Source organism: Paenibacillus sp. P22 (genome assembly GCF_000469945.2).
Taxonomy (GTDB): domain Bacteria; phylum Bacillota; class Bacilli; order Paenibacillales; family Paenibacillaceae; genus Paenibacillus_O; species Paenibacillus_O humicus.
The window spans coordinates 1-10,359 of the sequence record NZ_CBRA020000057.1 but is presented as its reverse complement, the minus strand read 5'-3'; the positions used below and the strand labels follow the sequence as shown (position 1 = coordinate 10,359).

Below are 10,359 nucleotides of genomic sequence, written 5' to 3'. Positions count from 1 at the left end.
TCGGCAAGGCGGCTGGCCAAAAGGCAGGCAAATCGTCTCCATATTCATCGGGTAACCTGCAASCCCGGATCGAGGGCTGCGGAGAGTTCCGGATCTTCTGGAACATCTACCTGCCTCTGACCAAGCCGGCCCTGGCGACGCTCGGCATCTTCACATTCCAGGCGGGCTGGAACAGCTTCCTGTGGCCGATGATCATTCTGAACGATCCCGGGAAGGCGACGATTCAAATGGGGCTGCAGGCGTTCTCGTACAACCACCAGACCGACTTCGGCCCGATGATGGCAGGCGCGCTGATCGCGACGCTGCCGATTCTCGTGCTGTTCCTCATGCTTCAGAAGTATTTTGTGCAAGGCATCGCGTTCAGCGGCACCAAGGGGTAACAAAGCGGATTTTGCGAATGCGAGGCCAGCAATAGAACCCTTTCCAAAGGAGAGTGCTTGGACATGATCTTGGGAAAACGCATCGCGATTCTGGTCGTTGCGGCTGCGCTGGCGCTGCCTGCCTTCGGCGGAGCGAAGCCGGCAGCCGCGTTCACATCCGCCAATGCCGACACGGCCATGAACGGACTGATCAACACCTTTTACGATTCCTCCGCCAAATACTTCTACACGAACAGCGATCACGCCGTCCACTCGCATGCCAGCGGGCCGAACGGAGGCCTGTATACCGACTTCTGGTGGGAAGCGCAGCTTTGGGAGACGGTGATGGATGCCTATCAGAGGACGAACAGCTCCGTCTACCGGACGATGATCGACGACGTATATGCCGGCTTCAACGCCAAGTACGCCGACATGATGGCCAATGACTTCAATGACGACCTGGGCTGGTGGGCGCTGGCCTGCATGCGGGCTTATGAGCTGACCGGAACGGCGGAATACCGGAACCGGGCCTCCTTCCTGTTCGATCAGATTTATGCCTTCAACGACAGCACGTACGGAGGCGGCATCTGGTGGAAGCGGGATGGAACCTCGCCCCAGAAAAACGTTGCGACCAACGCGCCGATGATCATGACAGCCATCAAGCTGAAAAATGCGACAGGCGACAACGGATATCTGACGAAAGCCCAGGGGCTGTATGCCTGGCTGAAATCCCGGCTCGTATCCGGCAGCAAAATCAACGACCATATCGAAGGCTCCGGCAGCGGCACGGCCGTGAACTGGGATTTCACGTACAACTACGGAACGTTCCTGGGGGCGGCGCTGGCCCTCTATCAGGCGACGGGAACGAGCAGCTACCTGACCGACGCCAACAATGCCGCGAACTACGTCATCAACAACATGACGCTCTCCTATTCGCTGCCGTATGAGGGGGAGGACGACGGGGCCGGCTTCAAAATGGTGTTCGCGCGCAACCTGAACCAGCTTCGCATCGCTACAAACAACGCCTCGTATCTGAACTTCCTGCAGCAAAACGCGACGCAGGCCTACAACCACCGCCGCATCTCGGACAACGTCATCGGCAGCGACTGGACGGCGCCGACCGGAAGCGGCTACGTGCAGAGCCTGGCGGCAGCTGCGGGCGCTTCGATCCTGCAGTTCGTTCCGGCCGACAACTATACCGGCTACATCGCCGGCAACGGCGTCTACGAGGCCGAAAACGCCAGGCTGAACGGAATCGGCACGGAGGCGGTCCAGTCCGGCTACTCGGGCCGCGGGTATCTGGCCGGGTGGAACACGAACGGAACGAGCGTCACGTTCAATGTCAATCAGAACAGCGCCTCCACGAGGACCGTCACGATCCGCTACGCTGCAGGAGCCGGCAATGCCTCCCGCTATGTATCGGTCAACGGCTCTGTCGCGGCCGCGAACCTCAGCCTGCCGAGCACAGGCGGCTGGGGAACATGGGGCACTGTGACGCTTAACGTGAACCTGAACGCGGGCTTCAATACGATCGTCATCGGTTATGACAGCAGCAAGGGCAACAGCAACTATGTGAATCTGGATAAGATCTCCGGACTGTGACAAGCAGAGCGGCTGGACGATAGACGCGGGCGGGGACGGAGCGCTTTTTTTGCGCGGGAGTCTCGGAGCGGGCAGCCGTGCAGCGCATTTTCGCCCCGCCTGCAAGAAGACAGGGAGTGAGCAGCATGACTTGGACAGAACGTGCCGAGCAGGCGCAGCAGGCGCTGGAAAACTTGTACTGGAATCCTTCCATTCAACTGTACGACATTGAAATTCCATGTCCCGACGGGAAGTGCAACACCATTTTCCACTACTGGTGGATGGCTCATGCGGTCGACGCCTTGGTAGACGGCTATCTCCGGACAGGAAGTTCCGTCTATGCGGATCGGCTGGCGGAGCTCCATGACGGCATTGTCCGCCGCAATGGCGGCGATTGGCCCAATGAGCTCTACGACGATATGGAGTGGATGGCTATTGCCTGGCTTCGCGCATTTGAGGCGACAGGCAGGAAGGAATACAAGGAGACGGCCGACATTCTCTGGGCCGATATCCAGACCGGCTGGAACAGCCATATGGGCGGCGGCATCGCCTGGCAGAAATCCCAGCTCGATTACAAAAACACGCCGGCCAACGCGCCGGCGGCCATTTTGGCGGCAAGGCTGCACCGGCAATCGGGCCGTCCGGAGGATTTGGCCTGGGCGCTCAAAATTTATGAATGGCTGAAAGCCAATCTGGTCGATGCTGCGACCGGTTTTGTCTGGGACGGCATGAACCGCACCGGCGACGGGACGATCGACAAGGACTGGAAATTCACATACTGCCAGGGCGTCTATATCGGCGCCGGCGTGGAGCTGTATCGGATCACGGGCGATCGCAGCTATTTGCAGGATGCCGTGCGCACGGCGGAAGCGATGCGGAGGGAGCTGGTCCATCCCGCGAGCGGCCTGCTGCCCGAGGAGGGGGACGGAGACGGCGGCTTGTTCAAGGGCATTCTGGTCCGATATTTGGGAGAGCTCGTTGCCGTAGCTCCACAGGAGACGGCCATAACCCGCCTGCTGGAAGCTCAAGCCTCTTCGCTGTGGAGCCGCGGACGCGATCCCCGGCGCCAGGTGTTCAGCACGTGCTGGTCGGAGCCGCCGGAGGAAAGAGTGACGCTGAGCACCCAGCTGAGCGGCATCATGCTGCTGGAGCAGCTGGCGGCGATGGAGAAAAAAGGTCTGGCGGCGATGCCGGATTCGGGCATCGCGTATCCATGACCGTCCGGTATGGCCGTGCATTCTTCCTGCGGACGGTCCGCAAAGCAAAGAGGAGTCCCGGAAGGGGCTCCTCTTTCGTGTCGGTCCTATTGTCTCCTATGGCTCGCCAGAAGCTTGCCGCACGAATGAGGCTTCTCCCGGCACATTCAGCCCGGCATGAACTATGGCCGCCGCTCATCCCAATCGTTGAAAGTGCAGATCATTCAAAAAGCATGGAAGGACGAAACCTTCAAAAAGCAGCTGCTTGCCGATCCCAAAGCCGCCATCAAGGAAGCATTCGGCGTTGAACTGCCGGATGACATCCAGCTCACGGCCGTGGCAGAAGCGGACAAGCATTTCTACCTCGTGGTGCCGCCGAAACCGGAGGATTCCGTTGACGCGGCTGGCAACGTCGAGCTAGTCTGGTAATATAGAAGCGGCTGTCAGCTCCGAAGCGAGCTGCTGCACAAGGGGGAACCGAATCGTCACTTCGGTTCCCTTTCCTTTTTGGCTTTTGAAGGTGATGCTGCCATTCATGACCTCGATGATCCTCATCGTGACCATCGTTCCGAGTCCTGTTCCTTTCGACTTGGTCGAAAAGTAAGGAACCCCGAGCTTAGACAGCTGCTCCTCGTCCATGCCCTCTCCGTTGTCCTTGATCCGCAGCACGGCCTCTCCGCCTTCTGCACAAGCGGTCAGCTCGATCAATCCGTCCTCCCCGAGCGCCTCCACGCTGTTCTTGATGAGATTGATCAGTGCCTGCTTCAGCTTGGAGGCGCTGCCCATGATCGCGAGCCCTTCCTCGGAGTAGATCGCCAGACTTCCCCCGTTCATAGACGTATGGGGTCTCATGATCAGATCCAGCTGCTCCAGCAGCTCGGATATCTCGATTCGGGAGACGACCTCAAGCTCAGGCTTGGCGAAGGTGAGGAAGTCGGTAATAATCTCGGCGGCGCGGTCCAGCTCGCTGACGGCGATCGTAATGTAGCTTTGGCTTTTGGCGTCGTCCTTCTTGGCGAGGAGCTGAAGGAAGCCTCTCGTGACCTGCAGAGGATTGCGCACTTCATGCGCCACGGATGCGGCCAGGTCGCTGATGATCTTCATCTTCTCCGTCCGCTCCAGCCTCAGGTTGAACAGCTCCAGCTGGTGGGAGTAGGACAGCAGCGTCTTGTAGTCGGACGAAACGCGGCGGGAGAGGATGACGACAAGCGAAAAGATGAAGGCCACCACGCCGAGCTTCCAGAGAAAAAGCACATAGCTTTTGCCGCTGGCGTAGTACAAAATCAAATCGGTGGCGCTGGAGCCGGCAAAAGCGAGCAGACCGGCCGACAGCACTCGCGCTTGACGGTCGCCGCGCCGCCCGTGGGCGATCGACAGGAAGGAGATCCAGAGCAGCTGCACCAGCATCAGCAGGCCGATCGCAATGACCGAGACAATCGAGTAGAAGCTGTAGAGCTTGCCGTCCGACAGCTTGTAGGCGATGTAGGCGGCAATGCCGAAAGCCGAATAGCAGGCCTGCCACCGGCTGAAGCGGAGGAACCGGGGAGACTTCCGCTCCAACGTCTCGTTGACGAAGTAGCCCAGTGCAGGGAACATCGTGTACAGAGACAGCTCGAACAACGCCAGGAAGAAGGGCCCTGCCGATGGATAATACAGGTACAGCAGCGGAGAGTAGGCTGCGATCAGAATGCCTGCCGTAAGCGCGATGACGCAGAGCGAAATCCATAAGCTGCGCTGACGCTTGCTCAGGAAGCTGGAGCAGACGAACATCAGAAGCGCCAGAAAAACGACCGAGACGCCGAGCAGCAGGCTCGGCAGCTCTTTTCGGATGTAGCCTTTCTCCAGATCGTCGAATTCCCCGAGCCGTACGGAAGAGAGGAATCCGGCTCTCCCGGCCGTCGTCACGATGCGTACATCCAGCTCGGTTCCCCGATCGGATACGTCGAGCGGCAGCAGCAGCCGGGTCTGATCGAACTCGAAGCCGCGCCGGGACTCATACAGCAGCTCTCCGCGTTGGTAGACCTGCATCTCCAGCCCATACATGCGCCCTACAAGCAGGCCGGGCCGACGCCAGGCATCTGTCGCCGGCACCTGCAGCCGAATCCAGACGCCCTTGGCGCCATCGGGCAGCTCGACAAGCGTATTGTCCGTGCCGGCTTCCTCCCAGGAGCCGCTGGCGGGAGGGGAGGCTCCGTTCTTCTCTTCCGTTGCGATCGGCATGACCTGCCAGCGGTCCAGGGGGGCTTGCGGCGTAGAAGCCCAGCTCATCGCAGGCCATGACAGCAGAATGACTGCTGCGACAACAAGAGTAGCCAAGGTGTAAAGGAAACGAAGCGGTTTCATAGATTCCTCCGTCGAACGCGATCTTCCTCGAATTATACCGCGACATCCCTTGACTTGTACGCAAATTCCGACAAAATCCGAGTAATTTTCGTGTTGCAAATCGGGCTTGGAGGAAAGGGTGGGAAAGAGAAGCATCTCAGCGGAATGGAGGGAGGTTTCTCTCTGTCCTTGCGCCGGTCGAGACTAGGGTTCGGAGCCGCTTTGCGGTATGATAGCGGCAGAAGGAAGTTCCCGGTGAGGACAATCGCGCTTGGTCATTCGAGCGAGGATATAGAGGAGGAATTATGCTCGTACAGATCGTTGGGGTCGGCAAGCTGAAGGAGAAGTACCTGGTGCAGGGAATCGCGGAGTATGCGAAGCGTCTGGCGCCTTATTTGAAGTTTCAGGTCATCGAGGTTGCGGACGAAAAGGCTCCCGACACGCTCAGCGACGCAGAGGTTGCGATCGTGAAGGCCAAGGAGGGCGAGCGAATCCTGACCCAGATCAAGCCGGACGCGCATGTGATCGCTCTGGCCATCGACGGAGCGCTCTGGAGCTCCGAGGACCTTGCCCGTGAACTGGACCGGCTGGGCACTTACGGGACCAGCCATGTCGTGTTCGTCATAGGCGGCAGCCACGGGCTGTCCGACGAGGTGCTGCGGCGCTCCCAGCAGCGCATGAGCTTCGGCCGGATGACGCTGCCCCATCAGCTGATGAGGCTGGTGCTGACGGAGCAGGTGTACCGGGCAGTGAAGATTAACCGGGGGGAACCGTACCATAAGTAGAGCGAAATTTTAAGTATTTGTCGCGTGCTGGGTGTGGAAAGTTTTCCCGAGGAGTAGGTGGAAATCGGAGTAAGAACATTGTGCAAGTGGGCGTGCTTCTTTCTGCTACAGATTAATTGTTGAGATGAGAATGCCAAGATAATCTTCTGGATTAGAAACTCGTTATCCCACGCTGGAAAACGGGTTTTATTTTTATTTTCGTAAAAAGAAAGCAATTTCAGTGCAAAGTGGATAGAGGTTGTTTGCTGTTGTCCAAGATATGAGGCCTGAAAATCTTTAGGCATCAAAAATAAGTTCAAGTTCGCATGTTGACAACTTGTGAGTAATTATTTATATTTCCGTTAACATCACTCACAAAAAATAGTGAGTGATGATCAGAGGGGATGATGTTGATGGATACCATACGATTATCTGAAATTGCCGGAGCTAAGGAAATTGCTGAACTGTTAGGAATGAGTACTGCAGGCTTATCAAATTTGCGGACCCGATATGATGATTTCCCCGAACCTATTAAGAAGCTAACCGCTACCCCTCTATTTCACATTAGTGAGGTGGAGTCGTGGATGAGGGTACATGGGCGTGAAGGAGTACGTCGTTCTTTGCCTAATCCTAAGTCAGGGCGTTACAAAGTTTTAGCTGTTTGCGGTCGTCCTCGTGTAGGAAAAAGCTTTCTCATTTCAATGTTTTCAAGTGATACATATGGCTATCGCACTGCATGTAGTCGTGAAGGCGATGACTTCACACAATGTGAGGTGCAAAACGTAATCTGGGAAAGCCTGGATGAGGGTTTTGCCGTTTTCCATTCAACCGACGAGACAATGAATGGCATGAAGTCTCCTCTAACACCTGAAAGACTGACTCGGTTTCTAGACGAGGTAAATAATTATCTCAGAGAGTGTCGTCAAAATGGATGGAATGGGGAGAAGGGAGAACACTATCATTATATTGAAATATTCTCGCCTGCTAGTGAGTTTGCCCGACGGATCATGCGCACCAACAGTCTGGACTATCTAATTATAACCGATACTCCTGGAGTTGCTGAAAACTATGGGGTGGTTCCAGTTGAGAAGGCAGACCTTGTATTATTTGTATTAGCTGATAGTGGTATGGCTGAAGCTAACAAAAGCTTTGTAACACTGGTTGAGGCAATGGCACCGCTTGTTGCATCTAGTAAGGCTTGTTTCTTATATCGGACAAACTCGAGTTGTGATGATGAGGATGAATATAGCCAAATGCAAGGGGCAGCTGAAAGGGCTATGAAGCGGTTTGAGGAATGCTTTACTGGACTTAAGAGCCGCATTATTGAATCCTCATTGGACGTTTTACAGCCAGCGGAATCGGTGTTGGGCATCCCCATCATGAAGGAGAAAAAGAACAGCCAGTCCGAAATTATGTTCCAGCAACGGTTTGGGGAGAAGATTTGTCAGGCATTTCAAGCAGAGGATCTGACGGGTTTGGAGGCTAAGTTGTCGACAACCATTCAAGAAGAGTCTATTTCCTCAGATTTAATTGTTGAATTTCTTACAAACTTACTTGGGGGGCTCTCCTCAAAAGAACGCTCAAAAAGCGATGATTATTTTCCTCGCTTTAGAGATTCAAAACATAATCGGGTAATGACAGTAGATGGCTATCGGCTCTTGATGGAAGCACAAAATGCTTGTAGAAATCAATTGAAATTCTTATACGATTACTTTTCGTGCTTCACTAGCGAGAACTTCCCTTTGCTTTGGCAGCAGAACTGCATAAAGTATGTCTACAGCGCTTTGACTAAGGGTATAAAGACAGACATTGGAATCGGGCACGGCGGACACCCATTTGAAGATCGACCGCCTGTGACAATGTTGACTACTGAAGCTATTTTGGCAGAGGAATTGTTGACGGCTATTAACCAAGTCAATGGTGGACATATGTCGTACTCATACCGAAAAACTTTTGAGGACAATGGTGTTCAAAGTAACTCTTGGGACTATGTTTCTGTAACACCTCAGGGTGACGGGCTGAAGAAACTTGAAATTATTAAGGAAACAGGCCTTCGTCACCGTCATTCCGACTCACTATTTGCGCTGGTTAAGAATTGCTACATCGGCGGAATGCAGAAATTAGCTGAATATAAGGTTTGGTTGACCGTACTCAATGCTACGGGGGTTCTTTATGAGACGACTGAGATGGAAGCATTGAATGCAATAAAACTAACTGGATTCTGATTTATTATCCTAGGCTGATGCGGTGTTCAGATCGTAATATCTAGTCGGTTTTTGACTTTTTTGGGCTTTTCCGGACAAAGGAAAAGCCACTTCAGCTATCGGTTCAGCGGAAGGGGCTACGCTTAAAAAATGCTTCTCGGTCTCCTCGTTGAAGGCGAGCTCGACGCTGCCGACGCGCTTTCTTTTGTCCAGCGTGATCCGCTTCACGATGAGGTGTAACAGGGTCTTGCGCTGCGGCAACGGCGAGTGACGAAGCAGGGCGTCGAACCTGTCCATCAGGGAGCGCACGATCTCGTAGGAGACAGGTTCGGCCTGATTGTCTCGAAGCTCCAACTGCAGCTTCGATCGGCGGGTGAGCTCGGCGTCTAGCTCCTTGTTCAGGTCGTTCAGTCGTCCCGCGAACGCGCGACCGCCAGAATTGTAGCGGCTGCAAACGTAATAATGATTGACCTTACTCGTACCGTCCTTGCGTTTGCGCGTGACATGGGCAGGGACCATACCGCTCCCGCAGGACGGACACTTGAGCAGCCCTGTCAGCGGGGAGTGGCGAGAGGTGAGCTTGGTCGGTGGATGGGATTATTCGGTAAGCCGATCCTGGACTCTTTCCCAGAGATCAAGAGAACCGATGGATTCAAGCTCACGCACTCCCTTGTCATCGCGATAGGTAATTTTCCCAATGTAATTCACGTTTGTCAGCAAACCACGTACGGAGACGGAGTAGAATTTCTTACCACGCTTGGTACGGTAGCTGTTGGTGTTCAGTCGGTTAGCGATGACCTTTAGACCGAGGCAGCTGGCTTACCATTCGAAGATGGATCTAACCAGATCGGCTTCTTCGGGGACGATTTGTGCCGTTTGGTGCTGGTCATCGGGAATCCAGCAGTACCCAAGCACTTGATTGCCGCCATTCCACTTGCCGAGCCTGTTTCGCGGTTGCATGCCGAGGCTTACGTTCTGGGAATTTTCCGCCGCTCGTTTTCCGCCACTGCGTCGATCATCTTGAAGACTAACTTGCCCACCGGGGTGTCCGTCTGGAGATCTTCCGTCAAGCTGTGCAACTTGACATTTTGCTGATCCAGCAGTTCGACGATGTGCAGGAGATCGGCTAGTCTTCTAGAGATCCGGCTCAGCCGCAGGCACAAGACTTGACCGAAGCAGCCGTTCTTGGCGTCTTTAAGCAGTTCGAGTATTTCCGGTCGGTTTTCGATAGATTTTCCAGAGACTCCGGCGTCAACGTAGATGTTGTACACTTTGATTTGGGCTTTTCGGCAGTAGTTTAGCAGGGCTGCCTTCTGGGTGTCCAGGCTGTATCCGTCGACTTGCTTATCGGTGGAGACACGAAGGTACAGGTCGACAAGGGATGTCAGTTCAATACCCACCGGATTGTCTCTACGCGATACGCCGTGCGCCAATGTCTTTCATAAACTGCTCCCAGAAAGCAAAGCGTCGCTGATTCTCTTCTTTGATAAGCTGGCAGATCATGTCGCCAAGAACGTCAATGAACAGATCTTGCTCGTTTGTTTGCTGGTTAATATCCATGTTCAGTTCCTCCTTGGTTGTAGCTGTTTTCCTCACTTCGATGATTTCTGGTTTACATTGGATATGGGACTGTGCATTTACATCAGTCCCCGTTCCTTCAGGCTTACGAAATTACCGTTTCCGAGTATGATGTGGTCAAGAAGATCGATACCAAGCAGGCATCCGCTGTCTTGCAAACGCCCCGGAAGGATGGTTGTGGCAAGCGACGATTGAAGCGGAATTCGCGAGGATTGCTAGTTTAAAAGTCTCATGCGGATGTACCAAGGATGCGTTCAGCGTTCCGGTAGAAACCTGATGGATGGCGGTCGGCTCGTTCTTCGTGTTCAGGCAAAGGATGCMGGCGCCGATGACATTGCCTTTTGTACAGCTTGAG

Annotated in this window: 10 protein-coding genes and 2 pseudogenes; 6 read left to right on the top strand and 6 right to left on the bottom strand. The window is 54.6% G+C overall.

Annotated elements, in window-relative coordinates:
- The 4 genes from BN871_RS09745 to BN871_RS09730 all read left to right on the top strand — a co-directional run.
- Positions 1 to 380, top strand: a 380-nt coding sequence (locus BN871_RS09745) for a carbohydrate ABC transporter permease (protein ID WP_048745672.1), incomplete at its 5' end; no start/stop codon positions are given.
- Positions 381 to 443: 63 nt separating this feature from the next.
- Positions 444 to 1,961 carry a glycoside hydrolase family 76 protein gene (locus BN871_RS09740; RefSeq protein WP_048745671.1) on the top strand — a complete coding sequence of 506 codons (1,518 nt, stop codon included), beginning with the start codon at positions 444 to 446 and terminating at the stop codon, positions 1,959 to 1,961.
- A gap of 125 nt (positions 1,962 to 2,086) precedes the next feature.
- Entirely contained in the window at positions 2,087 to 3,157 is a 1,071-nt protein-coding gene (locus tag BN871_RS09735) for a glycoside hydrolase family 76 protein (protein WP_048745669.1), read from the top strand.
- 156 nt (positions 3,158 to 3,313) lie between these two features.
- Positions 3,314 to 3,565, top strand: coding sequence for an NHLP leader peptide family RiPP precursor (locus BN871_RS09730; protein WP_048745668.1), 252 nt, complete (start codon positions 3,314 to 3,316; stop codon positions 3,563 to 3,565).
- Here BN871_RS09730 and BN871_RS09725 read toward each other — a convergent pair.
- Positions 3,554 to 5,479: an ATP-binding protein gene (locus tag BN871_RS09725; RefSeq protein ID WP_048745666.1), complete on the bottom strand. Its 1,926-nt coding sequence runs from the start codon at positions 5,477 to 5,479 to the stop codon at positions 3,554 to 3,556. The two genes, BN871_RS09730 and BN871_RS09725, sit on opposite strands and share 12 nt — an antisense overlap.
- Positions 5,480 to 5,763: 284 nt before the next feature.
- Here BN871_RS09725 and rlmH point away from each other — a divergent pair, with 284 nt between their 5' ends.
- On the top strand, positions 5,764 to 6,243 hold the full coding sequence (gene rlmH / locus BN871_RS09720) for a 23S rRNA (pseudouridine(1915)-N(3))-methyltransferase RlmH (RefSeq protein WP_048745665.1): 480 nt from the start codon (positions 5,764 to 5,766) through the stop codon (positions 6,241 to 6,243).
- Between the two features lie 392 nt (positions 6,244 to 6,635).
- Positions 6,636 to 8,447, top strand: a complete 1,812-nt coding sequence (locus tag BN871_RS09715) for an AlpA family transcriptional regulator (RefSeq protein ID WP_157060249.1) — start codon at positions 6,636 to 6,638, stop codon at positions 8,445 to 8,447.
- A 9-nt stretch (positions 8,448 to 8,456) separates the two neighbouring features.
- Here the strand turns inward: BN871_RS09715 and BN871_RS09710 are convergent, their stop codons facing one another.
- The 5 genes and pseudogenes from BN871_RS09710 to BN871_RS26740 all read right to left on the bottom strand — a co-directional run bounded on the left by BN871_RS09710 (position 8,457) and on the right by BN871_RS26740 (position 10,286).
- Positions 8,457 to 8,975 (bottom strand): zinc ribbon domain-containing protein, encoded by a 519-nt coding sequence (locus tag BN871_RS09710; protein WP_269745414.1) that lies wholly within the window; start codon positions 8,973 to 8,975, stop codon positions 8,457 to 8,459.
- A gap of 48 nt (positions 8,976 to 9,023) precedes the next feature.
- Positions 9,024 to 9,227: pseudogene (locus BN871_RS30200) on the bottom strand (recombinase family protein); the annotation flags it as partial.
- 167 nt (positions 9,228 to 9,394) lie between these two features.
- Positions 9,395 to 9,826: a recombinase family protein gene (locus BN871_RS09700; RefSeq protein WP_048745661.1), complete on the bottom strand. Its 432-nt coding sequence runs from the start codon at positions 9,824 to 9,826 to the stop codon at positions 9,395 to 9,397.
- Between the two features lie 10 nt (positions 9,827 to 9,836).
- Entirely contained in the window at positions 9,837 to 9,986 is a 150-nt protein-coding gene (locus tag BN871_RS27570) for a hypothetical protein (RefSeq protein WP_021877637.1), read from the bottom strand.
- 77 nt (positions 9,987 to 10,063) lie between these two features.
- A pseudogene (locus BN871_RS26740) lies at positions 10,064 to 10,286 on the bottom strand (JAB domain-containing protein).
- Positions 10,287 to 10,359 lie beyond the last annotated feature (73 nt).

What these genes read in the sequence shown, in the direction of transcription:
- BN871_RS09740 (WP_048745671.1), top strand. Translation starts at nt 444, where the DNA reads ATGATCTTGGGAAAACGCATCGCGATTCTGGTCGTTGCGGCTGCGCTG.
- BN871_RS09735 (WP_048745669.1), top strand. Translation starts at nt 2,087, where the DNA reads ATGACTTGGACAGAACGTGCCGAGCAGGCGCAGCAGGCGCTGGAAAAC.
- BN871_RS09730 (WP_048745668.1), top strand. Translation starts at nt 3,314, where the DNA reads ATGAACTATGGCCGCCGCTCATCCCAATCGTTGAAAGTGCAGATCATT.
- BN871_RS09725 (WP_048745666.1), bottom strand. Translation starts at nt 5,479, where the DNA reads ATGAAACCGCTTCGTTTCCTTTACACCTTGGCTACTCTTGTTGTCGCA.
- rlmH (WP_048745665.1), top strand. Translation starts at nt 5,764, where the DNA reads ATGCTCGTACAGATCGTTGGGGTCGGCAAGCTGAAGGAGAAGTACCTG.
- BN871_RS09715 (WP_157060249.1), top strand. Translation starts at nt 6,636, where the DNA reads ATGGATACCATACGATTATCTGAAATTGCCGGAGCTAAGGAAATTGCT.
- BN871_RS27570 (WP_021877637.1), bottom strand. Translation starts at nt 9,986, where the DNA reads ATGGATATTAACCAGCAAACAAACGAGCAAGATCTGTTCATTGACGTT.